A 25,948-nucleotide genomic window follows, 5' to 3' on the forward strand; every position below is an offset into this window, starting at 1 on the left:
GTATGCGCATTGTCATCGCAGGTGGACACGGTCAGATCGCGCTGCGCCTGGAGCGGCTACTCTCGGCGGGCGGGCACGAGGTCGCGGGGATCATCCGCAAGCCGGAACAGGCGGAGGACCTGCGCGGGGCGGGCGCCGAACCCGTCGTACTGGACCTGGAGTCGGCGTCGGTCGAGATGGTCGCGGCGGTCCTGCAGGGCGCCGACGCGGCCGTCTTCGCGGCCGGCGCGGGCCCGGGCAGCGGCGCGGAGCGCAAGGACACGGTGGACCGCGGCGCGGCGGTCCTGTTCGCCGACGCGGCGGAACGTGCGGGCGTACGCCGCCACATCGTGGTCTCCTCGATGGGCGCCGACCCGCACCACGAGGGCGACGGGGTCTTCGACGTGTACCAGCGCGCGAAGGGCGAGGCGGACGCCTACGTCAGCTCCCGCACCGGCCTCGACTGGACCATCCTCCGCCCCGGCATGCTCACCGACGACGCGGGCAAGGGCGAGGTCCGCCTCGCCGCCCACACGGGCCGCGGCCCGATCCCCCGCGACGACGTGGCCGCCGTCCTCGCCGAACTCCTCGAAACCCCCGCCACCGCCGGCCTCACCCTCGAACTCGTCTCGGGCTCCGTCCCGGTGGCGGTCGCGGTACGGGACGTGGCGGGGAACTGACGGCCTCTCAGAAACCCTTCGGCATCAGAAGAGTTGGGTGAACTCTCCAGGAGCGACGGCGAGCGCGTTGTACGTCGCGCGACCGGGCTTGAAGGGCGCGTTCGCCTCGCCGGTGGACTCGTAGACGAACATGCGCCCGTCCGGCTTGACCGCAAAGACATCGGGGCGCCGGTCGTGGTTGGCGTCGCCGACGGCGAGCACATGGGCGAACGCGTTCCAGCCGCTGCCGACCCTGATGCGGGAGGCGAAGGTGCCGTTCCCATTGCCGGGATAGAGCCAGAGGACGCCGGCGGCGTCGCGGGCCACGAGATCGCCCGCGGCTCCGCCGGCGAGGTTCCCAGTGGCGACGATCTTGTTGTAGATCCCCCAGCCGTGCCCGGTCTTCACCCGCGGCGAGAAAGGAGCTGTGGCGTTGCCGGTCCCCTTGTAGAGCCACAGACCACCGGAGGCGTCGGTGGCCAACAGGTCGGTCCTGCCGTCGCCGGTGAGATCGCCGCCGGCGGTGATCCTGTTGTAGATCTGCCAGCCCGTGCCGACCTTCTTCCGGAGTTCGAACGGCCGCTCCGGCTTGCCGGTCCCCTCGTAGAGCCAGAGGACGCCGCTCCGGTCCCGCGCCACGACGTCGGCCTGTGCGGTGCCGGCGACGTTTCCGGGCGCGACGAGGCGATCGTAGATCTGCCAGCCGGTGCCGATCCCGGAACGGCCGGTCAGGAAGTGCCCGCCGTTCTCGGTGGAGGAGTCGTAGCGGTTCAGCCGCCCGGCGGAGTCGACGCCCAGGGCATCGGGTGAGCCGTTGTCGCTGAAGTCATGGGGCTTGGGTGTGCGGACCACCGTGAACGACCCGGTCCGCTCCACCGCCGGGCCGATGCCGTTCATCGGGACGCCTCTGAGCCGCCACGTGTAGTCACCGTTGTAGGCGGTGACGAACGAGCCCACCTCGCCCTTCTGCAGGTCCAGACGCCCGTCCCAGCCGCCCTTGATCGTGGCGGGCCCGTCTGCCCAGGGACTCGCCGGAACCCGGACGAGAAGATGCCGCCGCTGCGACGCGACATGCGTGAACTCGATCTCCAGGCGTACGTTGCTCCGGCTGAAAGTCGCCTCCAGGGGCACGAGACGCGTCTTGTCCAGGTCGATCACGCCGCTCGGTGTGACGGCCCTCAGCAGGTTGACTGCGGTCGCCTCCCCGGTGCTCGCGACGAGCGTGGCGAAGGGCGTGCCGTCGGCCCCGAGCGCGATCCGGTAGAAGCCCTCGCCGTGCTCCACGCTTCCGCCTTGCACCAGCAGTGCGCCGTCAGGCGTGGGGAAGGCGGTCGCGGAGTGGTCCAGCAGCTTGAGGGTCGCACCGGTCTTCATGTTGCGCGCGGTGAGCGCGAACAGGGGGTGCGGCGTGGTGGAACTCTTGGCCCCCTTGCCCGTGTACAGCACCCAGTCGCCCAGGAGGTCCACGCTCAGCTGAACCCCGCCGCCGACGAAGGTGCGCTCGACCGCTCCGGAGCCGCGGACAGAGGTCGACACTCCCGCCCCCGTGACGCTGTCGAGGTCACCCCAGGCGATGTGGGTCGCGGAGGCGGTGATGTCGGTCACCCCTCTCGACGTCGGCTCGGGTACACGGGTTTCGACGACGGCGGCCGAGGCCAGATCCACCAGGGCGATGCGCACGTCGGGATACATCTCGTAGCGGAGGAGGGCAGTCCCCCCGGGTGAGTCGATGTCCACGCGCACGTCCGTGACGCGCGGGGGCAGACCGGTGACCGTCCGGTCGGTGAGTTCGCCGTTCTGCATGGAGACGAGGTGCAGTTCGAGACCGCCCGCAGGGTTGGCGGCGGTCATGAGGAGCGTGGAGCCGAGGGGCCGGAGCAGCGTGTACCCGTTCAGCGCGGCACGTGGCATGCGGACCGGCGCGCTGCCGCCCGACATGTCGCGCAGGACGTACGCGTCGCTCTCGACCAGGAGGACGGTGTCGGAGACAGAGCCGTACACCTGGCCCGGCAGCTCCGTCACGACGCCGTCCGCGAGGCGCGTCCAGCGGTGGCTGGGCGTCCCCGCCTCGTCCCTGGTCACGGTGAGGAGGCCGGTCGATCCGACGCCCGTCAACGAGGAGCCCACCGGAAGGACGACAGCGCTCTGCTCCTCCCCCGCGGCAACCGGTGCGGCGATGGCGACGGGGGCGGCGAGGCCGCCGGCGCCGACGGTGAGTGCGACAGCGACGGCGGCCGAGGCGGCGAGGCGCCGTCGGGTGGTGCGTGAAGTCAAGGATCCCCCAAGAACCGAACGGCGCGGAACGGGTGCGCACGCCGCCCGATGAGACCTGCGAAGAAGGGGGACGGTTGTACGCAGGAGAAGACGTGTCCGGAGAGATCCCGCCTCCGGTACAGCCGCTCCTCGTCCGCGGACGCAGAACGGCCCCTGATCCACGTTTCCGTGAATCAGGGGCCGTTCCATCGCGTGGCGGCGCCAGGATTCGAACCTGGGTAGGCTAAGCCGACGGATTTACAGTCCGCTCCCATTGGCCACTCGGGCACACCGCCATGGGATGTCGCCGGTCGGAGCCGCTTGTAGGCGGTGCTCCGGGGCAACGACGTAAACAATACCCGATGCCCGGGGGTGGTTCGCCACCGGATTGATCAGCGGATCGGGGCGGGGCGGTGGCTAGGCTTTGGGGTGTAACCACACGTTCCCCCGCGCACGCGCGAATGGCATCGACGCAAGGAGCCACACGTCATGGCCGACTCCAGTTTCGACATCGTCTCCAAGGTCGAGCGGCAGGAGGTCGACAACGCCCTCAACCAGACGGGCAAGGAGATCTCCCAGCGCTACGACTTCAAGGGAACCAACGCCTCGATCGAGTGGTCGGGCGAGAAGATCGTGATGCAGGCGAACGGCGAGGACCGGGTCAAGGCGATCCTCGACGTGTTCCAGTCCAAGCTGATCAAGCGGGGCATCTCGCTGAAGGCGCTGGAGACCGGCGAGCCGCAGCTGTCGGGCAAGGAGTACAAGATCTTCGCGACGATCCAGGAGGGCATCTCCCAGGACAACGCGAAGAAGGTCGCCAAGGTCATCCGCGACGAGGGCCCGAAGGGCATCAAGGCGCAGGTGCAGGGCGACGAGCTGCGGGTCAGCTCCAAGAGCCGGGACGACCTGCAGACCGTGATCGCGCTGCTCAAGGGCAAGGACTTCGACTTCGCGCTGCAGTTCGTGAACTACCGGTAGGACCACGTCCGAAAACCGCCGGTTTCCCCGTGCGTGCCCGCGCAGACTGGGCGTCTGGAGAGGAGTGGTCATGAGTGACGTCGATGTTCTCTACGCTCGTGTCGACTCGCCCCTCGGGCCCGTGCTGCTCGTCGGGCGGGCCGGGGCGGACGGGCGGACCGTGCTCGCCTCGGTGTCCCTGCCCGGACAGAAGGGCGGCGCCGAGCCGGCGGACGGGTGGCGGCTCGCGCCGGAGGCGTTCACGGAGGTCGCCGGCCAGCTCGACGAGTACTTCGCCGGGCGCCGCGAGCAGTTCGACGTCCCGTTCGCGCAGAGCGGGACGGAGTTCCAGCGACGCGTCTGGAAGGCGCTGGAGGCCATCCCGTACGGGACCACGGTCACGTACGGGGACATCGCACGGCAGGTCGGCTCCTCCGGGGCCGGCGTGCGGGCCGTCGGCACCGCGATCGGGCGCAATCCGCTGCTCGTCGTACGGCCGTGCCACCGGGTGATCGGCGCGGACGGGGCCCTGCGCGGGTACGCGGCGGGGCTCGAGCGCAAGGAGCGGCTGCTCGCGCTCGAGGGCGGCCCGCGGTAGCGGTGGAGGGCCTGTTCCCGCGCGAGCGGGCCGTCGTCGCGCCCGGGGCCGTGCACGTCCCCGGGTGGCTCCCGGCCGCGCGCCAGCGGGAGTTGGTCGCGGCCTGCCGGGAGTGGGGGCGCGGGCCCGTCCCGTACCGGCACATCGTGCTGCCGGGCGGCGGCGTGATGTCCGTGCAGTCGCTCGGGCTCGGGCGGCGCTGGGTGCCCTACCGGTACGTTCCGGATGTCGCTGTCGAACTGCCCGGCTGGCTTGCCGCGTTGGGGCGGGAGGCCGTCGCCGAGGCGTACGGGGAGCCTTCCGGTTACGCGCCCGACACCGCCTTCGTGAACTACTACGACGCGGGCGCCGGCGCGAGGATGGGCATGCACCAGGACAAGGACGAACGGTCCGGCGCGCCCGTGGTGTCGCTCAGCCTGGGCGACACCTGCGTGTTCCGGTTCGGGAACACCGAGACGCGCGGAAAGCCGTACACCGACGTGGAGTTGGCCTCCGGCGATCTCTTCGTCTTCGGCGGCCCGTCGCGTTTCGCGTACCACGGCGTGCCCAAGGTGCACGCCGGGACCGCTCCGCCCGCACTGGGTCTGCGCGGCCGGCTCAACATCACTCTGCGGGAGACGGGGCTGTAAACCCCTCCTGCTATCGCTCGCGCGAGTGGCCGAAGAAGATGCGGTACGCGATCAGCAGCACCAGCGAGCCGCCGATCGCCGATATCCACGTCGCACCGTCGTAGAAGTCCGCATCGATGGGGCGGTCCAGGACGCGTGCGGAGAGCCAGCCTCCGACGAACGCGCCGACGATGCCGATGACGGTCGTGCCGATGAGGCCGCCCGGGTCACGGCCGGGCATGAGGATCTTGGCGATGACGCCGGCGAGCAGGCCCAGGACGATCCAGCCGATGATGGTCATGTCTGGGATGACGCGCGGGCCCGGAGCGTGGTTGCCGGGGCCGTCCCCGGGTGTTCCCCGGAGGCCCGTACTCTGCCCCGCATGGCACACGAACTGCGGCGCACGCTCGGGGTCTTCGACGCGGTCGTCATCGGGCTCGGGTCGATGGTCGGCGCGGGCATCTTCGTGGCGCTCGGGCCGGCGGCCGGGGCGGCCGGCTCGGCACTGCTGCCCGCGCTCGCCGTCGCGGGCCTGGTGGCGTACTGCAACGCCATGGCGTCGGCGCGGCTCGCGGCGCGCCACCCGGCGTCGGGCGGCACGTACGTGTACGGGCGGGAGCGCCTCGGACCGTTCTGGGGGTACCTGGCGGGCTGGGCGTTCGTGGTCGGCAAGACGGCCTCCTGCGCGGCGATGGCGCTGACGGTCGGGGCGTACGTCTGGCCGGAGCAGGCGCATGCGGTGGCCGTCGCGGCGGTGGTCGCGCTGACCGCCCTGAACTACACCGGCGTGCAGAAGTCCGCGCTGGTCACCCGGATCGTCGTGGCGGTCGTCCTTGCGGTCCTCGCGGCGGTCGCCGCGGTGTCCTTCGGGGCCGGGGACGCGGGGCGGCTGGGCGTGGGCGCGGACGCCTCGGCGGGCGGCGTGCTGCAGGCGGCCGGGCTGCTGTTCTTCGCGTTCGCCGGGTACGCGCGGATCGCGACGCTCGGCGAGGAGGTGCGCGACCCGGCGCGGACGATCCCGCGCGCGGTGCCGCTCGCGCTGGGCATCGCCCTGCTGGTGTACGCGACGGTCGCCGCGGCCGTCCTCGCGGTACTCGGTCCGGAGGGCCTCGCCGCCTCCGGGGCGCCGCTCTCCGACGCGGCGCGGGCGGCGGGCGCGGACTGGCTGGTGCCGGTGGTCCGGGCGGGCGCGGCGGTGGCCGCGCTGGGCTCGCTGCTCGCGCTGATCCTCGGGGTGTCCCGTACGACCCTGGCGATGGCCCGTGACGGCCACCTGCCGGCCGCCCTGGCGGCCGTCCACCCCCGCTTCCAGGTGCCGCACCGGGCGGAACTGGCGGTGGGCGCGGTGGTGGCCGTGGTGGCGGCGACGGCGGACGTGCGCGGCGCGATCGGCTTCTCGTCGTTCGGCGTGCTGCTCTACTACGGCATCGCCAACGCCGCGGCCTGGACGCTGGGTCCGCGCGAGCGCTACCTCGCGGCCGTCGGCCTCGTCGGCTGCGCCGTGCTGGCCTTCTCCCTGCCCTGGACCTCGGTGGCCGCGGGCGCCGCGGTGGTGGCGGCGGGGGCGGTCGCGTACGGGGTGACGGGGGGACGGCGAGAACGGTGACGCGGACGGCCCAGGGCGATCGCGGCCAGGTCGACCGGGGCCAGGTCGGCCCGCTGGGCCGTTCGGCTCAGCGGCCGCCGAAGGGCTGGTCGGTTCTGACGATCTCCTTGCCCAGCGGCAGCAGCGAGACCGGGATCAGCTTGAAGTTCGCGATGCCCAGCGGGATGCCGATGATCGTGAGGCAGAGCGCGATCCCGGTGGTGATGTGACCGAGCGCGAGCCACCAGCCCGCGAGGACCAGCCAGAGCACGTTGCCGACGCAGGACGGCGCGCCGGCGCCGGGCTGCTCCACGACCGTGCGCCCGAAGGGCCACAGGGCGTAGAGGCCGATCCGGAAGGCGGCCACGCCGAAGGGGATGCCGATGATCGTGATGCAGAGCAGGAGGCCCGCCAGGAGGTAGGCGAGGAACATCCAGAAACCGCAGAGCACGAGCCAGATGACGTTCAGAAGCGTTTTCATGGGCGACGACCTGCCATCTCCTCGAGACGGGCGATGCGCTCCGCCATCGGCGGATGCGTCGAGAACAGCTTGGAGAAGCCCCGCCCGGGTCGGAACGGGTTCGCGATCATCATGTGGCTTGCCGTCTCGATCCGCGGCTCGGGCGGCAGCGGCAGCTGCTTGGTACCTACCTCCAGCTTGCGCAGGGCACTGGCCAGCGCAAGCGGATCGCCGGTGAGCTGGGCTCCTGAGGCGTCCGCCTCGTACTCGCGGGAGCGGCTGATCGCGAGCTGGATGACCCCCGCGGCGATCGGCCCGAGGATCATGATCAGCAGCGTGCCGAGCAGGCCGGGGCCCTCGTCGTCGTCCGACCGGCCGACCGGGACGAGCCAGGCGAAGTTGACCAGGAACATGATCACGGAGGCGAGCGCGCCGGCCACGGACGAGATCAGGATGTCCCGGTTGTAGACATGGCTGAGCTCGTGGCCGATCACGCCGCGCAGCTCGCGCTCGTCGAGTATCTGCAGGATGCCCTCGGTGCAGCAGACCGCCGCGTTTCTCGGGTTCCGGCCGGTCGCGAAGGCGTTCGGAGCCTGGGTGGGCGAGATGTACAGCCGGGGCATCGGCTGCCGCGCCTGCGTGGAGAGCTCCCGCACCATCCGGTACAGCGCCGGGGCCTCGAACTCGCTGACCGGACGGGCCCGCATGGCGCGGAGCGCCAGCTTGTCGCTGTTCCAGTACGCGTAGGCGTTCGTGCCGAGGGCGACGAGGACGGCGATGATCAGACCCGTACGGCCGAAGAGGCCGCCGATGACGATGATGAGGGCCGAGAGCCCTCCGAGGAGTACGGCGGTCCTCAGCCCGTTGTGCCGGCGGTGCACGGTACGCCCTCCAAGTGGTGCGGCAGGGGAACCCTTTGCTGGGTGCGGATCCACTCTCCAGTGGACCCTCCCGTACTGGTCAACGCCAGGCGGGAGGCCCGGGTTCCCTGGCCGCGCCGGGGCCGGCGTGAGCCGTCCGGGTGAGCGCGGGGGGCGTGACGGCAGGCGTCAGCGCTGCGCCGGGACGCCCGTCTTCGCCAGGTCGTCGGTCGGCAGGGCGGCCGGGGCGAGAGGCTCGACGGTGCCGGTGCAGTGGGCGCAGCGGGTGGCGATCGCCGGGATCTCGCTGAAGCAGGCCGGGCAGTCGCGCTTCTCGGACTTGGCGTCCTGCGCCTCCTCCTTCGCGAACCGCTCCTGGAACTTGGTCATGGGGACGACGATGCAGAAGTACAGGACCGCGGCGGTGATCACGAAGGCTATTGCGGCGGAGATCGCCAGACCGTACGGGAAGATCGTCTTGCCGACGGTGAACTTCGCCTCGCTGAAGTCGCCGACCGAGCCCGTGGCCAGACCGATGAGCGGGGTGATGAACGCCTTGCTGAAGCCGGTGACGACGGCCGTGAACGCGGAGCCGACGGCCAGACCGATGGCCATCGAGACGACGTTCCCGCGAAGTATGAAGTCCTTGAAACCGTTCAGCACGGCAGTGCTCCTTGGTGCATTTCTGTGGGGGCGGTGGGGGGACGGTGGGGGGTCAGAAGAGGCTGGTCGCCGCGAAGCGGAGCGCGAACTGCGGGTACCCCGACAGCACGACGCCCGCGACGGCCGTCAGCACGATCGCCACGGTCACGGGGGCCGGCGCCCGGTGCCGGACCGGCTCGCCCTCGGGCGCGCGGAACAGGACGGCCGTCCACCGCAGGTAGTAGTAGAGGCCGATCACGACGTTCACGCCCATGACGACGGCCAGCCAGCCGAGGCCCGCGTCCACCGCCGAGGAGAACACCGTGACCTTGGCGAAGAGGCCGATGATACCGGGCGGCAGTCCGGCCAGGTTGAGCAGGAAGAAGCCGAGCACCAGCGCGGTGACCGGGCGGGAGGCGTACAGGCCGCGGTAGTCCGCGATCCGGTTCTGCGGGTGCGTACGCCCCACCAGGGCGACCACCGCGAACGCGCCCAGGTTCACGACGGCGTACATCAGCGCGTACGCGACCGTCGCGCCGATCTGGTCGTCGCTGGAGTACGCGGCGGACGCGATCGGCACCAGCAGATAGCCGGCCTGGGCGACGGACGACCAGGCCAGCAGCCGGACCGCGCTCCACGGCCGGTCGGCGGCCTGGCGCGCGGCGGCCACGTTGCCGACGGTCATGGTCAGCGCGGCCAGCACGGCCAGCGCGGGGCCCCAGACGTCCGCGTACGTCGGGAACGCCACGACCGTCACCAGGATCAGGCCGGTGAAACCCACCGCCTTGCCGACGACGGAGAGGTACGCGGCGATGGGCAACGGCGCGCCGACGTACGTGTCCGGCACCCAGAAGTGGAACGGCACGGCCGCCGTCTTGAAGGCGAAGCCGACGAGGGTGAGCACGACTCCGGTCTGGGCGAGGACGTCCAGCTGCGCCGGGACGTCGTCGAGCAGGTGCGCCAGCTCGGTCAGGTGGAGGGTGCCGGTCGCGGCGTACACGAAGCTGACGCCGAGCAGGGTGACGGCGGTGGCGGTGACCGAGGAGAGGAAGAACTTCAGCGCCGCCTCGCTCGACATCCGGTCCCCGCGGCGCAGGCCGACCAGCGCGAACGCGGGCAGCGAGGCCACTTCGAGGGCGACGACGAGGGTGGCGAGGTCCCGGGAGGCGGGCAGCAGCGCCGCGCCGGCGGCCGAGGAGAGCAGCAGGAACCAGTACTCGCCGGCCGGCAGCCGCTCCTTCGTCTCGGTGACGGACAGCAGCGCGGTCAGCAGGGCGCCGCCGAGCACCAGGAGCTGGATGACCAGGGTGAAGCGGTCGGCGGTGTAGCTGCAGGCCTGGACGTCGGTGGTGAGACAGAAGGTCGAGCGGTCGCCCTTGCGCAGCGGTACCAGCAGGGCGATCGAGGCGACCAGGCCGGCGATCGAGGTCCAGCCGAGCAGCTGCCTGCGCGAGGCCGGCAGGAACAGATCGGCGACGAGGACGGCGACGCCGACGACGGCGAGGAGGACGGGCGGCGCGATCGCCAGCCAGTCGACGGACTGGACGAGACTCGCGTCGGCGGCGTGGAGCACGCTCGCGTCGGCGGCTCCCGTGGCGGGGCCTGCGGCGGTAGGGGTCACTGCTTGCCTCCGGCGAGGAGCTGCTGCACGGCCGGGTCGGTGAGGCCGAGGAGGACCGCGGGCCAGAGCCCGGCGACGACGGTGAGGACGGCGAGCGGGGTCCAGGCGGCGAACTCGTACCCCTGGACGTCGGCGATCTCCGCCTCGCCCGCCGGCCGCACGCCGCCCATGCAGACGCGGCGGACGACGACGAGCAGGTACGCGGCGGTGAGCAGCGTGCCGAAGCCGCCGATGACCATGAACGTGAGGAACGCGGGGCGGCTGAGGCCCTCGGCCGGCTCGAACGCGCCGAACAGCGCCAGCATCTCGCCCCAGAAGCCCGCAAGACCGGGCAGGCCGAGGGAGGCGACGGCGGCGAAGGCGAGCAGTCCGCCGAGGCGCGGGGCGCGGCCGTAAAGGGCGGCGCCGGTGGCCCCGGCGAGGGTGTCGAGGTCGGCGGTGCCGTACCGGTCCTTCACCGCGCCGACCAGGAAGAACAGCAGGCCGGTGATGAGACCGTGGGCGATGTTGGCGAACAGCGCGCCGTTGACGCCGGTGGGCGTCATGGTCGCGATGCCGAGCAGGACGAAGCCCATGTGGCCGACGGACGAGTACGCGATGAGGCGCTTGAGGTCGCCCTTGTTGCCGGGCCTCGCGAGGGCGAGGCAGGCCAGCGAACCGTAGACGATGCCGGCGACGGCGAAGGCGGCGAGGTACGGGGCGAAGATCCGCATCCCGTCGGGGGCGACGGGGAGCAGGATCCGCACGAAGCCGTACGTGCCCATCTTCAGCAGCACGCCGGCCAGGAGGACCGAGCCGACGGTCGGGGCGGCGGTGTGGGCGTCCGGGAGCCAGCTGTGCAGCGGCCACATCGGGGTCTTCACGGCGAGGCCGACGCCGATCGCCAGAACGGCGATGACCTGCACGGCCGTGGTCAGTCCGCGGCCGTTGTCAGCGGCGAGTGCCACCATGTCGAACGTGCCCGCCTTCACGCCGATGAGGAGCAGGCCGAGCAGCATGACCACGGAACCGAGCAGCGTGTAGAGGATGAACTTCCAGGCGGCGGCCTGCCGGCCCTCGCCGCCCCAGCGGGCGATCAGGAAGTACATCGGGACGAGCACCATCTCGAACGCCAGGAAGAACAGCACGAGATCGAGGACGGCGAAGGTCGCCAGCGTGCCGGACTCGAGGACGAGGAGCAGCGCCACGAAGCCCTTGGGGGACGGGCCCGCGGGCATCTTGAAGTAGCTGTACAGCGCGCAGAGGAACGTCAGCAGCGCCGTCATGACCAGAAGGGGGAGGGAGATGCCGTCGACACCGAGGTGGATCCGCACGTCGATCGCGGGGATCCACTTGATGTCCGTCGTGGCCTGCATCCTCGACGGCTGGTCGTGGTCGAAGCCGAGCGCGAGGACGATCGTGGCGGCCAGGACCACACCGGTGACCGTCACGCCGTGGCGGAGCACGGCCTGGTCCGGCGACTTCCCCTTCAGCCCGGGCGGGGCGGGCAGCAGAGCCGCGGCCGCGCCGATGAGCGGGCCGGCGACGATCAATGCGAGAAGGAACTGCATCACGGATTCGCTGATATCGATCACGGCTCGGCTCACGACCCCGCGTTGACGTTGGCAAGGACGACGGCGGCGACCGCCAGGACCACGGAACCGGCGAGCAGCACGCTCAGATACGTCTGCACGTTGCCGGTCTGGGCCTTGCGGACCAGCCACCCCAGGCCCTTGGTGCCGCTGCCGGCGCCGTTCACATACGTGTCGACGACCTCGCGGTCCAGGAAGCGGACCAGGCCCGCGGCCGCGACGACGGGACGGACGAACAGGCGGTCGTAGACGGCGTCGAGGTGGAAGCCGACGGCCGCGTGGCGGTGCAGCGGGCCGAGGAGCAGCCGGCCGGGGTCGGCGGGGTCCTCGGACGGGTGCGGCAGGTGCAGCGCCTCCGCCTCGACCGTGCCGGCCTCGGCGTCGGGGTGGGCGACGGTCGGCGCCGGCGCGGGGGCGGGCGCCTTGGTCCGCAGGCTGCTCCAGACCGCGTAGGTGATCACCGAGCCGACCAGGGCGAGGCCGGTGCCGAGGACGGCCGTGGTGACCGTCGGGGTGAGCGCCTCGCTGTCGAACCAGTCGTCGAGGTACGCGACGGTGAGTCCGAAGCCGAGCGACGGGACGGCGAGCACCCACAGGACGGCGTTCATCGCGATCGGCTGGCGGCCGTGTTCGGGGGCCTCGGCGCCGCGGCCGTGGAAGGCGAGCAGCCAGAGGCGCATCGCGTACGCGGCGGTGCCGAGGGCGGTGAGGAGGGCGGCGATCAGGACGATCCAGCCGGCTCCGGCGGGAGCGACGGTGCTGTCGCCGAGCGTGGTGTGCTCGGCGGCGACCAGGACGGCCTCCTTGGAGAAGAAGCCGGCGAACGGCGGGATCGCGGCGAGCGCGAGCAGGGCGACGGTCATCGTCCAGTACGCGTCCGGGACCCGCCCGGCCAGTCCGCGCATGCGGGACATCGCGGAGAGCGAGTTGGTGCCGGCGGCGTGGATGACGACGCCGGCGGCGAGGAACAGCAGGGCCTTGAAGGCGCCGTGCGAGAGGAGGTGGAAGACGGCCGCACCGGGGTTCCCGACGGCGAGCGCGCCGGCCATGTAGCCGAGCTGGCCGATGGTCGAGTAGGCGAGGACGCGCTTGATGTCGTCCTGGGCGAGCGCGGCGAGCGCCGAACCGACCATCGTCACCGCGGCCATGACGGCGAGCACGGTCATCGCGGCCGCCGAGGCGGCGAAGACCGGCATCAGCCGGGCCACGAAGTAGATGCCGGCGGCGACCATCGTCGCGGCGTGGATGAGCGCCGAGACGGGGGTGGGGCCGGCCATGGCGTCGGGGAGCCAGGTGTGCAGCGGGAACTGGGCGGACTTTCCGGCGACGCCGGCGAGCAGCAGCAGCGCGATCAGGGTCGGGTGGTCGAGCCCACGGGTGTCGACGGTGTGGAGGATCTCGGTGATCCGGAAGGAGTCTGCGTCGACGGCGAGCGCGAACAGGCCGATCAGGAAGGGGACGTCGCCGAGCTTGGTGACCAGGAACGCCTTCAGGGACGCGGAGCGCGCCTCGGGGGTCTCCCAGTAGTGGCCGACCAGGAAGTACGAGCAGATGCCCATGATCTCCCAGCCGACCAGGAGGAGCATCAGGTCGCCGGAGTAGACGACCAGCAGCATCGCGGAGGTGAAGAGCGAGACGAGGGCCGCGTACGAGGAGTAGCGCGGGTCGTGGCGCAGATAGCCCGTCGAGTAGATCTGCACGCAGGACGCGACGACGCCGACGAGGACGGCGACCAGGGCGGCGAAGCCGTCGATGTACAGGGCCAGATCGATCGGGACCGAGCCGGTCGGGGTGAGCTGGGTGGCCGCGTCGATGGCCTTCCCGCCGCCCTGGCGGGCCGCGACCAGCGCCGCGAGGACGGCCGCGCCGAGCGTCGGCAGGACGGCCAGCGGGCGGACGAGTCCGGGCACGGTCCGGCCGAGGAGCAGGCCGGCGAGCGAACCGAGGAAGGGGAGGACGGGGACGAGGACCGCGAGGGTCGTGGTGGTCACGCGGTGGCCTCCGCCTTCTCGTCGCCGGTGGCGGGGGTCGGGGTCTCGCCGAGGGGCGCGTCGGGCTCCTTGGTGTCGCGGAGCCGGTCGACGTCCGAGGTGCCGCGGTTGCGGTACACCATCAGGACGATCGAGAGACCGATGCCGATCTCGGCGGCGGCGATGGCGACGGTGAACAGGGTCAGGGCCTGGCCGGCGTGGAGGGTGTCGCGGAGCCAGACGTCGAAGGCGACCAGGTTGAGGTTGACCGCGTTGAGCATCAGCTCGACGGACATCAGGACCAGGATCGCGTTGCGCCGGGCGAGGACGCCGTACAGGCCGACGGAGAAGAGGAGGGCGGCGAGGACGGCCGGGTAGGCGAGGTGCATCAGCGCGCGTCCTCCTTGTCGCCCTTGCGGGACAGCACGATCGCGCCGATCAGGGCGGCGAGGAGCAGGACGGAGAGCGCCTCGAAGGGCAGCACCCAGTGGCGGAACAGCATCTCGCCGGACACCTTGGTGGAGCCCTGGACGGGTCCGCCCAGGTCGATCCAGGTGGCGCGGAAGGCGTCGACGACCACCCAGACCAGGGCGGCCGCGGCGGCGACGGCGACCACGAGGGCGGCCGGGCGGTTGCCCGAGTCGGCGTCCGGGGAGCGGCCGATGGGCGCCTTGGTGAGCATCAGACCGAACAGGAGGAGCACGACGACGGAGCCGACGTAGATCAGCACCTGCACCCAGGCGATGAACTCCGCGGTGAGCAGCAGGTACTCGACGGCGAGCCCGCCGAGGGCGACGACCAGCCAGAGGGCGGCGTGCACCAGCTGACGGGTGGTGACGGTGACGACGGCCGCGCCGAGGGTGGCGAGGCCGACGAGGACGAAGGCGATCTCGACGCCGGTGGGCGAGAGGAAGCCGGGGTGGGCGGCGGCGAGGTTCACTGCGCGTCCCCCTCGGCGGAGTCGGCCTGGGCCGCGGCTTCGGCGGCGGCTTCGGCGGCGGCGGCCTTCTCGACGGCCTTGCGGGCGGCGGCGAGTTCCTTGGGCTCCTCCGCGCGCGGGTCGAGCGCGGGCGGCTCCGGCACGGTCCACATCCACTCGCGCAGCTTGTCGCGCTCGTGGGTGAGCTCGTGGATGTCGGTCTCGGCGTACTCGAACTCCGGCGACCAGAACAGCGCGTCGAAGGGGCAGACCTCGATGCAGATGCCGCAGTACATGCAGAGCGAGAAGTCGATGGCGAAGCGGTCGAGCACGTTGCGGCTGCGCTCGCGGCCGCCGGGGGCGGCGGCGGGGACCGTCTCCTTGTGGGAGTCGATGTAGATGCACCAGTCCGGGCACTCGCGGGCGCAGAGCATGCAGACCGTGCAGTTCTCCTCGAACAGCCCGATCACGCCGCGGCTGCGCGGCGGGAGTTGGGGCTGGACCTCCGGGTACTGCGCGGTGTGGGACTTCCGCGTCATCGTGCGGAGGGTGACGGCCAGGCCCTTGGCGAGGCCGGATCCGGGGAATGAACGGGGCCGCCCGGAGGGCGTCGTTGAGGGGTGGTGGTCGGGCGACGGGTTGGGCATTTAGATCGCCACCTTCACGATGCCGGTGAGCGCGATCTGCGCGAGGGCGAGCGGGACGAGCGTCGTCCAGGCGAGCTTCTGCAGCTGGTCCTCGCGCAGCCGCGGGTACGAGACGCGGAGCCAGATGACGACGAAGGCGAGGACGGCGGTCTTGAGCAGCGTCCACAGCCAGCCGAGGCCCTCGCCGCCGAACGGGCTGTGCCAGCCGCCGAGGAAGAGGACGGTGGTGAGCGCGCAGAGGACGACGATTCCGGCGTACTCGGCGAGCAGGAACAGCGCGAAGCGCAGACCCGTGTACTCGGTGTACGCACCGAAGATGATCTCGGAGTCGGCGATGGGCATGTCGAACGGAGGCCGCTGGAGTTCGGCGAGACCGGCGACGAAGAACACCAGCGCGCCGACGATCTGCCACGGCAGCCACCACCACTCGAACGCGTCGAGGATGCCGGTCAGCGAGACGGTGCCGGCGGCCATCGCGACGGACGCGGCGGCGAGCAGCATCGGCAGCTCGTACGCGAGCAGCTGGGCGGCCGTCCGCAGGCCGCCGAGCAGCGAGAACTTGTTGGCGGAGGCCCAGCCGGCCATCAGGCTGCCGAGCACGCCGACGCCCATGACGGCGAGGACGAAGAACACGCCCGCGTCGACGAGCTGGCCGACCTGCCCGTCACCGGGGCCGATGGGAATCGCGACGAGTACGAGGAGGTACGGCAGGAGGGCGACGGCCGGCGCGAGCTGGAAGACCCTGCGGTCGGCGGCGGCCGGGACCACGTCCTCCTTCTGCGCGAACTTCACGCCGTCGGCGACGAGCTGCGCCCAGCCGTGGAACCCGCCGGCGTACATGGGGCCGAGCCGGCCCTGCATGTGCGCCATCACCTTGTGCTCGGTCTGCCCGACGACGAGCGGCAGCAGGAGGAAGGCGACGAAGACGGCGAGCAGCCGGAGGACGACGTCGAGTGCGTCATTCACGCGGAATCGCCTCCGGCGGGTGGGGTGGCGGACGGGGGGTCGTCGGGGGCGGGCTTCTCGGCCTCGGGCCTCGGCGCGGGCTCGGGCTCGGCAGCGGGCTTGGGCTCGGCGGCAGGCTCGGGCTCGGCAGCGGGCTTGGGCTCGGCGGCAGGCTCGGGCTCGGCGGCAGGCTCGGGCTCGGCAGCGGGCTTCGGCTTCTCGGCCTCGTCGGGCTTCGGCGCGGGCTTGGGCCTCTCGGCCTCAGGCTTTTGCGCGGGCTCGGGCTTCTTGTCCGCGGCGGGCTCCGCCTCCGGCTCCCGCTCCGCTTCCGCCTTAGGCTCCGGCTTCGGCTTCGGCTTCGGTTCGTCGAAGGCCGGGCGGGCGTGGTGCCAGGGGGCGTCGGAGGTGCGGGGGCGCTCGTCCGCGGCGGGGGCCGGGGCGTCGGCGGCCGGCGTCTCCGCCGCCTCGCCGCGCTGGCTCGCCGAGCCGGCGCTCGCGGTGCGGCTCCGGCGCGGGGGCGCACCGGCCTGGCCGGCCGAACCTTCCGCGGCCGTACGGGTACGGCGCGGGCCGGCGGCCGGGGCGCCCGCCTCCGCCTCGGGGGCCGGCCGGCTGGCCGAGCCCTCGCTCGCGGTGCGGGTACGGCGGACCGGGCGGTCGCCGGCCGCGGCCGTGCGGGCGGCACGGGCCGGGCGTTCCGGGGCGGGCGGGAGCTGGCCCTTCAGCGGGCCCCACTCGTTGGGGTCGGGGACGCCGGGCGGCAGCATCTGGCGGCGCTTGGGGCCGCCGTGCTCCGACTCCCCCGGCTCCTTGGCGCCCGGCCACGCCTTCGCGACGCGCGCCGCGAGGACGAAGTCCTTGCGCAGCGGGTGGCCCTCGAAGTTCTCGGGGAGCAGCAGGTGCACCAGGTTGGGGTGGCCCGTGAAGGTCACGCCGAACATCTCGTAGGTCTCGCGCTCGTGCCAGGCCGCGCCCGCGTACACGTCGACCGCGGTGGGCAGCGTCGCCGCGTCGTGCGGCACGGTCGTCCGCAGCATGAGGCGCCGCACCCGGCCGCCCTCCAGGGCGGCGACGTGCGCGCAGACGCGGAAGCCGGCGCCGGGCTCGTCGACGGCGCTCAGCCAGTCGAAGAACGTGCAGCCGAGTTCGTCCCGCGCGGTCGTCAGCGCGGCGATCCAGGCGTCGGCGGGGACGTCGACGGTGAGCAGGTCGTACGCCCGCTCGGCCGTCGCCCCGGGGCCGAAGACCTCGGTGACGGTCTCCGGGAGTCCGTCGTACCGCTCCGGGTTCGCGCTCACGCGTCGTCACCGCCCGGCTTCGGCGGGGCGACGAGGTCGCTGGTCAGCTGTGTCACGGACGGCGTGGTGTACCGCTCGCCCAGGCTCTCGCGGGCGATCTTCTCCTGGAGCTTGAGGATGCCCTGGAGGAGCGCCTCGGGCCGCGGCGGGCAGCCGGGCACGTACACGTCGACGGGGATGATCTGGTCGACGCCCTTGGTGACCGAGTACGAGTCCCAGTAGGGACCGCCGCAGTTCGAGCAGGCGCCGAAGGAGATGACGTACTTCGGCTCGGGCATCTGCTCGTAGAGCCGCTTGACCGCCGGCGCCATCTTGTCCGTCACCGTGCCGGAGACGATCATGAGGTCGGCCTGTCGCGGCCCAGGCGCGAACGGGATCACACCGAGCCGGATGAAGTCGTGCCGGGCCATGGACGCGGCGATGAACTCGATCGCGCAGCAGGCCAGGCCGAAGTTGAACACCCAGAGGCTGTAGCGGCGGCCCCAGTTCAGGACCACCTTCATCGGCTCCGGGGCCAGGCGGGAGAGGACGCCGAGCCGCTTCGGCTCCGGCAGGTCCACGGGGGCGGGGCTCACGTCCATGTCAGGACGCCCTTCTTGTACGCGTAGAGCAGTCCCACGGCCAGGAAGCCGAGGAAGATGAACATCTCGACGAGCGTCGTCGCGCCGTATCCGTCCGCGGCGAACACCGTCGCCCAGGGGAACAGGAAGATCGAGTCCACGGCGAAGATCACGTAGAGGAAGGCGTACACGTAGTAGCGGACCTGGGTGTGCGCCCAGCCCTCGCCGACGGGGTCGACGCCGCATTCGTACGTGAGCAGCTTCTCCGGTGTCGGTACCACCGGCCGCAGCAGCCGGCCCGCGCCGAAGGCGATCGCGACGAACAGCACGCCGATGACGGCGAGCAGCCCTACGACCGAGTAGCCCTCGAAGTAGTCCGCCGCGGCGAGTCCGGTCGACGCGGTCGACACCGTCGTCACTGTCGTCGTCTCCGGCACGTCCGCCCCTCGCTCCCTGCCCGTTCTGCCCGTTCGACGATCTGTCTGTACGCACGGGAGTCTAGGCCCTGATAAGGCCACGGTAAGCAGTCGTGCCGCATGCCGGACGCCTGCGCTCGGTCGGGCCGGGGTCGGGCCGGGGCGGGGGCGCGGTGGGACGGGTGGGGTTTTCCCCAGGGAAGGTGTGCGAGGAACCCCATGGCATCGGGATCACCGGACCGGCAGGCTGTTCGACATGGACACCCGTACTTCTGTCGAGGCCGCTGTTGACGCCGGCGCCACTGTTGACGCCGCCGCCGTCCGGCCGCGCCGCGCGCGGATCGCCGCCGTCGACGGCGGCACCTGGCGCGAGGTCGCACATCTGCTGGCGAACCTGCCGATGGCCTTGGCGGGATTCGTGTACGTGGTGGTGACGGTGATCCTCGGCATAGGCCTGTCGGTGACCGTGATCGGGCTGCCCTGGCTGGCCGTCGGCCTGGCCGGTTCCCGCGGCCTTGGCCGCTTCGAGCGGCGGCGGGCGCGGGCGCTGCTCGGGGTGCGGGTCGACGAGCCGAGCCCGCTGCCGGCGAGCCGGGGCGGCCTCTTTGGCTGGGCGTGGTCGCGGCTGAAGGACCCGGTGGCGTGGCGGACGGTGCTGTACGACTTCATCCGGCTGCCGTGGGGGGTGCTGACGTTCGCGCTGACGCTGGTGTCGCTGGTGGTGCTGTGGCCGCTGCTGCCGCTGGTCACGCGCGGGCTGTCGAACGCGGACCGGGCGATGGTGCGCGGCCTGCTGTCCCCGTCGGACGAGCTGGAGCGGCGGATCGCGGAGCTGGAGTCGGACCGGGGGGTCGTCGTCGACACGGCGGCGGCGGACCTGCGCCGAATAGAACGCGATCTGCACGACGGCGCGCAGGCCCGGCTGGTCGCGCTGGCGATGGGGCTGGGGCTCGCGAAGGAGAAGCTCCTGGAGGACCCGGAGGCCGCCGCGGCGATGGTCGAGGAGGCGCACGGCGAGGTGAAGCTGGCGCTGCAGGAGCTGCGGGACCTGGCGCGGGGCATCCACCCCGCGGTGCTGACGGACCGGGGGCTGGACGCGGCGCTGTCGTCGGTCGCCGCGCGGTGCACGGCGCCGGTGACGGTGAGCGTGGACCTGGACGAGCGGCCGGCCGAGGCGATCGAGGGCATCGCGTACTTCACGGTCTCGGAGCTGCTGCAGAACGTCTCCAAGCACGCGGCGGCGCGCAGCGCCACGGTCGAGGTCTGGCGCACGGCGGACCGTCTGCTGCTCCAGGTCCGCGACGACGGCCGGGGCGGCGCCCGGCTGGACGCCGGTACGGGCCTGAAGGGCCTGGCCGACCGCCTGCACGCCGTGGACGGTCTCTTCGTCGTCGCCTCCCCGGAGGGCGAGGGCACCACGGTCACGGCGGAGCTGCCGTGGCGCGCCAGAACGGCGGCCCCCGCGAAGAAGTAGCGGGAGGCGGGCGCCCTGGTGGGGTTAACCCCCGGTTCAAGAGACCCACCGGCCTCATGGTCCGGAGGGCGGCCGGTCGGGAGGCTTGGAGTACAGGGTCGGAACCGGGAGAAACGGAAGCGAGAGATGGCTCTTCATCGCCTGCCCGCCGCGCTGCGGGCCCCGATCGAGGCGCGGACCTGGCGCGAGTTCGGATATCTGCTGCTGAGTCTGCCGCTGAGCGTCCTCGCGTTCGCGCTCTCGGTCACCACGCTGGCGCTGGGCGCCGGGCTGCTGATCACCTTCCTCGGCATCCCGGTCCTCGCCGGCGGGCTCGCGGTGTGCCGGGGGTTCGGGACGCTGGAGCGGGCCCGTGCGCGGGCGCTGCTGCGGTCCGACGTGGCCGATCCCGCGCCGGTGCGCGCCGCGGGCGGCGGGGCGATGGCGTGGACGGGGGCCGTGCTCAAGAGCGGCGTGTCCTGGCGGCACCTGCTGTACGGGTTCGTGCACCTGCCGTGGGCGGTCTTCGCCTTCGTGGTCGCGGTGACCTTCTGGACGTACGGCTGGGCCGCGCTCACCTACCCGCTGTGGCGGTGGGCCCTGCCCGTGCACGTCGGCGGGGACGGCATCCAGCTCTACGGGGACGGCACCCACAGCATCGTCCTGGACTCCTCCACGGAGCTGGCGCTCACCAGCCTGGTGGGCCTGGCCCTGGTGCTGGTCACGCCCTGGATCCTGCGCGGCCTGACGTTCGTCGACCGGCTGCTGGTCGCCGGGCTGCTCGGCCCGTCGCGGCTGGCCTCGCGGGTCTCTGAGCTGGAGACGGACCGCGGCGTGGTGGTGGACACCGCGGCGGCCGACCTGCGCCGAATAGAACGCGACCTGCACGACGGCGCGCAGGCCCGGCTCGTCGCGCTCGCGATGGACCTGGGCGCGGCCCGGGAGAAGCTCGCCGACGACCCGCAGAGCGCGGCCCGGCTGGTCGAGGAGGCGCACGGCGAGGTGAAGACCGCGCTGCGGGAGCTGCGCGACCTCGCCCGGGGCATCCACCCGGCGGTCCTCACCGACCGCGGTCTCGACGCCGCGCTGTCCGCAGTGGCGGCCCGCTGCACGGTTCCCGTCTCGGTCGAGGTGGACCTGTCGTCACGGCCGGCCCCGGCGATCGAGGGCATCGCGTACTTCACGGTGTCCGAGCTGCTGCAGAACGTGTCCAAGCACGCGCGGGCCCGCCGGGCCTGGGTGGACGTGTGGCGGACGGGCGACAAGCTGATGCTGCAGGTGCGGGACGACGGGAGCGGCGGGGCGGGCGTGGGGTCCGGCGGCGGGCTCGCGGGGCTGGCGGAGCGGCTGGACGCGGTCGACGGCATCCTCGCTGTCGACTCCCCGGCCGGCGGCCCGACGACCGTCACCGCCGAGCTGCCCTGGCGCGCCTGAGCCCGGGCCGTCGGGGGCGGTCCGGGTCCCGCCGGCAGCGCGGCCCCAGGTCCCGCCGGCGAGGGCGGGCCTCCAGCCCGGCTGAGGCGGGGCTGGAGCCGCTCGCCAGTTGACCGACAACGATCGGTCCCGCCCCGTGACTACGGCGTGAAGCTGCGATGCTGGATGTGCAAGGCGTGACAGCGCGCCGAGCCGTCGAGACATGGGGGCAGCAGGTCGTGGAAGACAGGGTGCGGGTGGTCATCGCCGAGGACTCGGTGCTACTGCGGGAGGGCCTGACCCGGTTGCTGACCGATCGGGGGCACGAGGTCGTCGCGGGCGTCGGCGACGGGGAGGCCCTGGTGGAGACGGTGGCGAAGCTCGCCGCCGAGGGCGCGGCCCCGGACGTCGTCGTCGCCGACGTGCGGATGCCTCCCACCCATACGGACGAGGGGGTCCGCGCGGCCGTCACCCTGCGGAAGGATCATCCGGGGATAGGCGTGCTCGTGCTGTCGCAGTACGTGGAGGAGCGCTACGCCACCGAGCTGCTGGCCGGTTCCAGCACGGGCGTCGGCTATCTGCTGAAGGACCGCGTCGCCGAGGTGCGCGAGTTCGTGGACGCCGTCGTCCGGGTGGCCCGGGGCGGCACCGCGCTGGACCCCGAGGTCGTCGCGCAGCTGCTGGGCCGCAGCCGCAAGCAGGACGTGCTCGCGGGCCTGACCCCGCGGGAGCGGGAAGTCCTGGGGCTCATGGCGGAGGGCCGGACGAATTCGGCGATCGCACGCCAGCTGGTGGTGAGCGACGGCGCGGTGGAGAAGCATGTCAGCAACATCTTCCTGAAGCTGGGGCTCTCCCCGAGTGACGGAGACCACCGTCGGGTTCTGGCCGTGCTGACCTACCTCGAATCATAGATTCCTGGAATCCTCAACATCTGACACACCGTCAGCCCGCTCCGGACGACTCAGCGGCCGGAGACGGGCGGACAACCAAGAACCGCGCCCCTCATCGACGTAGGGTTGGCCTTGGGAGGACCGGTGATCCGGTCGCGACCAGCCGCCTCGAAGGAGGTCCAGTTCAGTGACCAGCCAGGTCAGTAGCCCGGCCGATCAGGCCGACGAGGCCGATGAGGCCAATGAGGCAGTCGTCGGGGAGCAGCGCAGCGCCCCGGCGACGAACGGCGCCGCGAAGGAAGTACGCCGTCTGGACCGCGTGATCATCCGCTTCGCGGGTGACTCCGGCGACGGTATGCAGCTCACGGGTGACCGGTTCACCTCCGAGACCGCGTCCTTCGGGAACGATCTCTCGACGCTGCCGAACTTCCCCGCCGAGATCCGGGCCCCCGCCGGGACCCTGCCCGGCGTCTCCTCGTTCCAGCTGCATTTCGCGGACCACGACATCCTCACCCCGGGCGACGCGCCGAACGTGCTGGTCGCGATGAACCCGGCCGCCCTGAAGGCCAACATCGGGGACGTGCCCCGGGGCGGCGAGATCATCGTCAACACGGACGAGTTCGCCAAGCGGGCCATGGCCAAGGTCGGCTACGAGACCTCCCCGCTGGAGGACGGCTCACTGTCCGGCTACCGCGTGCACCCGGTGCCGCTGACCACGCTGACGGTCGAGGCGCTCAAGGACTTCGGGCTCTCCCGCAAGGAGGCCGAGCGCAGCAAGAACATGTTCGCCCTCGGCCTGCTGTCCTGGATGTACCACCGGCCCACCGAGGGCACGGAGAACTTCCTGCGGGCCAAGTTCGCGAAGAAGCCGCAGATCGCCGAGGCGAACGTGGCCGCGTTCCGGGCCGGCTGGAACTTCGGCGAGACGACCGAGGACTTCGCGGTCAGCTACGAGGTGGCCCCGGCCACGAAGGCGTTCCCTACCGGCACGTACCGCAACATCTCCGGGAACCTGGCCCTGTCGTACGGCCTGATCGCCGCCTCCCGCCAGGCCGACCTGCCGCTCTACCTGGGCTCGTACCCGATCACCCCGGCCTCGGACATCCTGCACGAGCTGAGCAAGCACAAGAACTTCGGCGTGCGCACCTTCCAGGCCGAGGACGAGATCGCGGGCATCGGCGCCGCGCTCGGCGCGGCCTTCGGCGGGGCGCTCGGCGTCACCACCACCTCCGGCCCCGGTGTGGCGCTGAAGTCCGAGACGATCGGCCTGGCGGTCTCCCTGGAGCTGCCGCTGCTGATCGTGGACATCCAGCGCGGCGGCCCGTCCACGGGCCTGCCGACCAAGACCGAGCAGGCCGACCTGCTGCAGGCCATGTACGGCCGCAACGGCGAGGCCCCGGTCCCGGTCGTCGCCCCGAGGACCCCGGCCGACTGCTTCGACGCGGCCCTGGAGGCGGCCCGGATCGCGCTCACGTACCGGACGCCGGTCTTCCTGCTCTCCGACGGCTATTTGGCCAACGGCTCCGAGCCCTGGCGGATCCCGGACGCGGAGACCCTGCCCGACCTGCGGGTCCGCTTCGCCACCGGCCCGAACCACACCCTCGACGACGGCACCGAGGTCTTCTGGCCGTACAAGCGCGACCCGGAGACCCTGGCCCGCCCGTGGGCCCCGCCGGGCACGCCCGGCCTGGAGCACCGCATCGGCGGCATCGAGAAGCAGGACGGCACGGGCAACATCTCGTACGACCCGGCCAACCACGAGCTCATGGTCCGCACCCGGCAGGCGAAGATCGACGGCATCGACGTCCCGGACCTGGAGGTCGACGACCCGGACGGCGCGCAGACGCTGGTCCTCGGCTGGGGCTCGACGTACGGGCCGATCACGGCCGCCGTGCGCCGGCTGCGCCTCGCCGGCCGCCCGATCGCCCAGGCCCACCTGCGCCACCTCAACCCCTTCCCGAAGAACCTCGGGGAGATCCTCAAGCGGTACGAGAAGGTCGTCGTCCCGGAGATGAACCTGGGACAGCTGGCCACCCTCGTCCGCGCGCGCTACCTCGTCGACGCGCGCAGTCACACCCAGGTGAACGGCATGCCGTTCAAGGCCGAGCAGCTCGCCGCGGCGCTCAAGGAGGTCATCGATGACTGAGTCGCTCCTGAACCTGGTGCCGAAGGCCGAGGCCAAGCAGTCCATGAAGGACTTCAAGTCGGACCAGGAGGTCCGCTGGTGCCCGGGCTGCGGCGACTACGCGGTCCTCGCGGCCGTGCAGGGCTTCATGCCGGAGCTGGGCCTGGCGAAGGAGAACATCGTCTTCGTCTCCGGGATCGGGTGCTCGTCCCGTTTCCCGTACTACATGAACACCTACGGGATGCACTCCATCCACGGCCGCGCCCCGGCCATCGCGACCGGTCTGGCCACCTCGCGCCGCGATCTGTCGGTGTGGGTGGTGACCGGCGACGGCGACGCGCTGTCGATCGGCGGCAACCATCTGATCCACGCGCTGCGGCGCAATGTGAACCTGAAGATCCTGCTGTTCAACAACCGGATCTACGGGCTCACCAAGGGCCAGTACAGCCCCACCAGCGAGCTCGGCAAGATCACCAAGTCGACGCCGATGGGCTCGCTGGACGCGCCCTTCAACCCCGTGTCGCTGGCCCTGGGCGCCGAGGCGAGCTTCGTGGCCCGGACGGTCGACTCCGACCGCAAGCACCTCACCGAGGTACTGCGCCAGGCCGCCGACCACCCGGGCACGGCGCTGGTGGAGATCTACCAGAACTGCAACATCTTCAACGACGGCGCGTTCGAGGTCCTGAAGGACAAGGACCAGGCCGAGGAGGCGGTGATCCGTCTGGAGCACGGGCAGCCGGTCCGCTTCGGCGTGGACGGGCACAAGGGCGTCGTCCGCGACCGGCGCACCGGCGACCTGAAGGTCGTCGAGGTGACCCCGGACAACGAGGCGGACCTCCTGGTCCACGACGCGCACGCCGCGACGCCGACCACGGCCTTCGCGCTCAGCCGGCTCGCCGACCCGGACACGCTGCACCAGACGCCGATCGGGGTGTTCCGGTCGGTGGAGCGGCCGGTGTACGACACGCTGATGGCGGAGCAGCTGGACGCGGCGATCGAGCAGCACGGCAAGGGCGACCTGGCCGCACTGCTGACCGGCAACGACACCTGGACGGTCGTCGGCTGACCCGGCCGCGACCCTCGTGAAAGGGCGCTCCTCGCTCAGTCGAGGGGCGCCCTTCGCGCGTCGTACTCCGCGCGCGCCGCCTCCACCGCCGGCAGCCGCCGCTCGGTCCAGCGGGCCAGCTCCCAGACCTGCCGGGCGGCCTCCTCGCCGAGCGCGGTGAGGCTGTAGTCGACCCGCGGCGGGATGACCGGCTTGGCGTCGCGGTGCACGAAGCCGTCCCGCTCCAGGGTCTGGAGGGTCTGGGCCAGCATCTTCTCGGTGACGACGCCGATGGCGCGGCGCAGTTCGCTGAACCGGTACGAGCGCTCCAGGAGCGCGATCAGGACGAGCACGCCCCAGCGGCTGGTGACGTGCTCCAGCACGAGCCGCTGGGGGCACATCGCGTCGTCCACGTAAGGACGCGGCAGCGTTCGGTCCTGATCCGCACTCACTCCCATGCCAGTACCTTACTTC

General features: G+C 72.0%; 26 protein-coding genes and 1 tRNA gene. 10 read left to right on the top strand and 17 right to left on the bottom strand.

Annotation, left to right across the window (positions count from 1 at the left end; translation table 11 throughout):
• The first annotated feature begins 2 nt into the window (after positions 1-2).
• Positions 3-659, top strand: a complete 657-nt coding sequence (locus ACGFMM_RS13350; protein ID WP_393646037.1) for an SDR family oxidoreductase — start codon at positions 3-5, stop codon at positions 657-659.
• Positions 660-683: 24 nt separating this feature from the next.
• On the opposite strand, the gene ACGFMM_RS13355 is transcribed toward ACGFMM_RS13350, so the two are convergent.
• The gene (locus tag ACGFMM_RS13355) at positions 684-2,912 is read right to left on the bottom strand and encodes an FG-GAP-like repeat-containing protein (protein WP_393646039.1); all 2,229 of its coding nucleotides are present in this window, start codon (positions 2,910-2,912) and stop codon (positions 684-686) included.
• 193 nt (positions 2,913-3,105) lie between these two features.
• A tRNA-Tyr gene (locus ACGFMM_RS13360) sits at positions 3,106-3,187 on the bottom strand.
• A 193-nt stretch (positions 3,188-3,380) separates the two neighbouring features.
• Between ACGFMM_RS13360 and ACGFMM_RS13365 the strand changes: the two genes are divergently transcribed.
• The 3 genes from ACGFMM_RS13365 to ACGFMM_RS13375 all read left to right on the top strand — a co-directional run bounded on the left by ACGFMM_RS13365 (position 3,381) and on the right by ACGFMM_RS13375 (position 5,075).
• Positions 3,381-3,869, top strand: coding sequence for a YajQ family cyclic di-GMP-binding protein (locus ACGFMM_RS13365; protein ID WP_393646040.1), 489 nt, complete (start codon positions 3,381-3,383; stop codon positions 3,867-3,869).
• Positions 3,870-3,939: 70 nt separating this feature from the next.
• Positions 3,940-4,446, top strand: a complete 507-nt coding sequence (locus ACGFMM_RS13370; protein ID WP_393646042.1) for a methylated-DNA--[protein]-cysteine S-methyltransferase — start codon at positions 3,940-3,942, stop codon at positions 4,444-4,446.
• A 2-nt stretch (positions 4,447-4,448) separates the two neighbouring features.
• Positions 4,449-5,075: an alpha-ketoglutarate-dependent dioxygenase AlkB family protein gene (locus ACGFMM_RS13375; protein WP_393646043.1), complete on the top strand. Its 627-nt coding sequence runs from the start codon at positions 4,449-4,451 to the stop codon at positions 5,073-5,075.
• Positions 5,076-5,085: 10 nt separating this feature from the next.
• Here the strand turns inward: ACGFMM_RS13375 and ACGFMM_RS13380 are convergent, their stop codons facing one another.
• The gene (locus tag ACGFMM_RS13380) at positions 5,086-5,355 is read right to left on the bottom strand and encodes a GlsB/YeaQ/YmgE family stress response membrane protein (RefSeq protein ID WP_393646045.1); all 270 of its coding nucleotides are present in this window, start codon (positions 5,353-5,355) and stop codon (positions 5,086-5,088) included.
• An 81-nt stretch (positions 5,356-5,436) separates the two neighbouring features.
• Between ACGFMM_RS13380 and ACGFMM_RS13385 the strand changes: the two genes are divergently transcribed.
• Positions 5,437-6,660, top strand: a complete 1,224-nt coding sequence (locus ACGFMM_RS13385) for an APC family permease (protein ID WP_393646047.1) — start codon at positions 5,437-5,439, stop codon at positions 6,658-6,660.
• Between the two features lie 67 nt (positions 6,661-6,727).
• Here ACGFMM_RS13385 and ACGFMM_RS13390 read toward each other — a convergent pair whose 3' ends face one another.
• The 13 genes from ACGFMM_RS13390 to ACGFMM_RS13450 all read right to left on the bottom strand — a co-directional run bounded on the left by ACGFMM_RS13390 (position 6,728) and on the right by ACGFMM_RS13450 (position 18,569).
• Positions 6,728-7,120 (bottom strand): YccF domain-containing protein, encoded by a 393-nt coding sequence (locus ACGFMM_RS13390; RefSeq protein ID WP_393646048.1) that lies wholly within the window; start codon positions 7,118-7,120, stop codon positions 6,728-6,730.
• Entirely contained in the window at positions 7,117-7,980 is an 864-nt protein-coding gene (gene htpX / locus ACGFMM_RS13395; RefSeq protein WP_393646050.1) for a zinc metalloprotease HtpX, read from the bottom strand. Before htpX ends, ACGFMM_RS13390 begins: the two co-directional genes overlap by 4 nt.
• A gap of 168 nt (positions 7,981-8,148) precedes the next feature.
• Entirely contained in the window at positions 8,149-8,622 is a 474-nt protein-coding gene (gene mscL, locus ACGFMM_RS13400) for a large conductance mechanosensitive channel protein MscL (protein ID WP_393646052.1), read from the bottom strand.
• Between the two features lie 52 nt (positions 8,623-8,674).
• A complete protein-coding gene (locus ACGFMM_RS13405; protein ID WP_393646307.1) occupies positions 8,675-10,174 on the bottom strand; it encodes an NADH-quinone oxidoreductase subunit N in 1,500 nt (499 codons plus the stop codon).
• A gap of 44 nt (positions 10,175-10,218) precedes the next feature.
• The gene (locus tag ACGFMM_RS13410; RefSeq protein WP_393646309.1) at positions 10,219-11,772 is read right to left on the bottom strand and encodes a NuoM family protein; all 1,554 of its coding nucleotides are present in this window, start codon (positions 11,770-11,772) and stop codon (positions 10,219-10,221) included.
• A 32-nt stretch (positions 11,773-11,804) separates the two neighbouring features.
• Entirely contained in the window at positions 11,805-13,784 is a 1,980-nt protein-coding gene (locus tag ACGFMM_RS13415) for an NADH-quinone oxidoreductase subunit L (protein ID WP_393646053.1), read from the bottom strand.
• Positions 13,781-14,152 (bottom strand): NADH-quinone oxidoreductase subunit NuoK, encoded by a 372-nt coding sequence (nuoK, locus tag ACGFMM_RS13420; protein ID WP_393646055.1) that lies wholly within the window; start codon positions 14,150-14,152, stop codon positions 13,781-13,783. Before nuoK ends, ACGFMM_RS13415 begins: the two co-directional genes overlap by 4 nt.
• Positions 14,152-14,703: an NADH-quinone oxidoreductase subunit J gene (locus ACGFMM_RS13425; protein ID WP_393646057.1), complete on the bottom strand. Its 552-nt coding sequence runs from the start codon at positions 14,701-14,703 to the stop codon at positions 14,152-14,154. Before ACGFMM_RS13425 ends, nuoK begins: the two co-directional genes overlap by 1 nt.
• Positions 14,700-15,221, bottom strand: a complete 522-nt coding sequence (locus ACGFMM_RS13430) for a 4Fe-4S binding protein (protein WP_393646059.1) — start codon at positions 15,219-15,221, stop codon at positions 14,700-14,702. Before ACGFMM_RS13430 ends, ACGFMM_RS13425 begins: the two co-directional genes overlap by 4 nt.
• Before the next feature lie 108 nt (positions 15,222-15,329).
• Positions 15,330-16,295: an NADH-quinone oxidoreductase subunit H gene (locus ACGFMM_RS13435; RefSeq protein ID WP_393646061.1), complete on the bottom strand. Its 966-nt coding sequence runs from the start codon at positions 16,293-16,295 to the stop codon at positions 15,330-15,332.
• Entirely contained in the window at positions 16,292-17,572 is a 1,281-nt protein-coding gene (locus ACGFMM_RS13440) for an NADH-quinone oxidoreductase subunit C (protein ID WP_393646063.1), read from the bottom strand. Before ACGFMM_RS13440 ends, ACGFMM_RS13435 begins: the two co-directional genes overlap by 4 nt.
• Positions 17,569-18,153, bottom strand: a complete 585-nt coding sequence (locus ACGFMM_RS13445) for an NADH-quinone oxidoreductase subunit B (RefSeq protein WP_393646064.1) — start codon at positions 18,151-18,153, stop codon at positions 17,569-17,571. The genes ACGFMM_RS13440 and ACGFMM_RS13445 overlap by 4 nt, the downstream gene beginning before the upstream one ends.
• Positions 18,144-18,569: an NADH-quinone oxidoreductase subunit A gene (locus ACGFMM_RS13450; RefSeq protein WP_393646066.1), complete on the bottom strand. Its 426-nt coding sequence runs from the start codon at positions 18,567-18,569 to the stop codon at positions 18,144-18,146. Before ACGFMM_RS13450 ends, ACGFMM_RS13445 begins: the two co-directional genes overlap by 10 nt.
• A gap of 235 nt (positions 18,570-18,804) precedes the next feature.
• Between ACGFMM_RS13450 and ACGFMM_RS13455 the strand changes: the two genes are divergently transcribed.
• The 5 genes from ACGFMM_RS13455 to ACGFMM_RS13475 all read left to right on the top strand — a co-directional run bounded on the left by ACGFMM_RS13455 (position 18,805) and on the right by ACGFMM_RS13475 (position 25,495).
• Complete coding sequence (locus ACGFMM_RS13455; RefSeq protein WP_393646067.1) at positions 18,805-20,022, top strand: sensor histidine kinase; 1,218 nt, start codon at positions 18,805-18,807, stop codon at positions 20,020-20,022.
• 126 nt (positions 20,023-20,148) lie between these two features.
• Entirely contained in the window at positions 20,149-21,435 is a 1,287-nt protein-coding gene (locus ACGFMM_RS13460) for a sensor histidine kinase (protein ID WP_393646069.1), read from the top strand.
• A gap of 218 nt (positions 21,436-21,653) precedes the next feature.
• On the top strand, positions 21,654-22,325 hold the full coding sequence (locus ACGFMM_RS13465; RefSeq protein WP_393646311.1) for a LuxR C-terminal-related transcriptional regulator: 672 nt from the start codon (positions 21,654-21,656) through the stop codon (positions 22,323-22,325).
• Positions 22,326-22,491: 166 nt separating this feature from the next.
• Complete coding sequence (locus ACGFMM_RS13470) at positions 22,492-24,450, top strand: 2-oxoacid:acceptor oxidoreductase subunit alpha (RefSeq protein WP_393646071.1); 1,959 nt, start codon at positions 22,492-22,494, stop codon at positions 24,448-24,450.
• Positions 24,443-25,495, top strand: a complete 1,053-nt coding sequence (locus ACGFMM_RS13475; RefSeq protein WP_393646073.1) for a 2-oxoacid:ferredoxin oxidoreductase subunit beta — start codon at positions 24,443-24,445, stop codon at positions 25,493-25,495. Before ACGFMM_RS13470 ends, ACGFMM_RS13475 begins: the two co-directional genes overlap by 8 nt.
• Positions 25,496-25,530: 35 nt before the next feature.
• Here ACGFMM_RS13475 and ACGFMM_RS13480 read toward each other — a convergent pair whose 3' ends face one another.
• Positions 25,531-25,932, bottom strand: a complete 402-nt coding sequence (locus ACGFMM_RS13480) for a winged helix-turn-helix transcriptional regulator (protein WP_393646074.1) — start codon at positions 25,930-25,932, stop codon at positions 25,531-25,533.
• Positions 25,933-25,948: the final 16 nt, after the last annotated feature.

The sequence above is a fragment of the Streptomyces sp. NPDC048604 genome (assembly GCF_043199435.1).
In the GTDB taxonomy this organism is placed as follows: Bacteria; Actinomycetota; Actinomycetes; order Streptomycetales; family Streptomycetaceae; genus Streptomyces.

What these genes read in the sequence shown, in the direction of transcription:
- ACGFMM_RS13350 (WP_393646037.1), top strand. Translation starts at nt 3, where the DNA reads ATGCGCATTGTCATCGCAGGTGGACACGGTCAGATCGCGCTGCGCCTG.
- ACGFMM_RS13365 (WP_393646040.1), top strand. Translation starts at nt 3,381, where the DNA reads ATGGCCGACTCCAGTTTCGACATCGTCTCCAAGGTCGAGCGGCAGGAG.
- ACGFMM_RS13370 (WP_393646042.1), top strand. Translation starts at nt 3,940, where the DNA reads ATGAGTGACGTCGATGTTCTCTACGCTCGTGTCGACTCGCCCCTCGGG.
- ACGFMM_RS13380 (WP_393646045.1), bottom strand. Translation starts at nt 5,355, where the DNA reads ATGACCATCATCGGCTGGATCGTCCTGGGCCTGCTCGCCGGCGTCATC.
- ACGFMM_RS13385 (WP_393646047.1), top strand. Translation starts at nt 5,437, where the DNA reads ATGGCACACGAACTGCGGCGCACGCTCGGGGTCTTCGACGCGGTCGTC.
- ACGFMM_RS13390 (WP_393646048.1), bottom strand. Translation starts at nt 7,120, where the DNA reads ATGAAAACGCTTCTGAACGTCATCTGGCTCGTGCTCTGCGGTTTCTGG.
- ACGFMM_RS13410 (WP_393646309.1), bottom strand. Translation starts at nt 11,772, where the DNA reads ATGCAGTTCCTTCTCGCATTGATCGTCGCCGGCCCGCTCATCGGCGCG.
- nuoK (WP_393646055.1), bottom strand. Translation starts at nt 14,152, where the DNA reads ATGCACCTCGCCTACCCGGCCGTCCTCGCCGCCCTCCTCTTCTCCGTC.
- ACGFMM_RS13430 (WP_393646059.1), bottom strand. Translation starts at nt 15,221, where the DNA reads ATGACGCGGAAGTCCCACACCGCGCAGTACCCGGAGGTCCAGCCCCAA.
- ACGFMM_RS13445 (WP_393646064.1), bottom strand. Translation starts at nt 18,153, where the DNA reads ATGGACGTGAGCCCCGCCCCCGTGGACCTGCCGGAGCCGAAGCGGCTC.
- ACGFMM_RS13455 (WP_393646067.1), top strand. Translation starts at nt 18,805, where the DNA reads ATGGACACCCGTACTTCTGTCGAGGCCGCTGTTGACGCCGGCGCCACT.
- ACGFMM_RS13460 (WP_393646069.1), top strand. Translation starts at nt 20,149, where the DNA reads ATGGCTCTTCATCGCCTGCCCGCCGCGCTGCGGGCCCCGATCGAGGCG.
- ACGFMM_RS13475 (WP_393646073.1), top strand. Translation starts at nt 24,443, where the DNA reads ATGACTGAGTCGCTCCTGAACCTGGTGCCGAAGGCCGAGGCCAAGCAG.
- ACGFMM_RS13480 (WP_393646074.1), bottom strand. Translation starts at nt 25,932, where the DNA reads ATGGGAGTGAGTGCGGATCAGGACCGAACGCTGCCGCGTCCTTACGTG.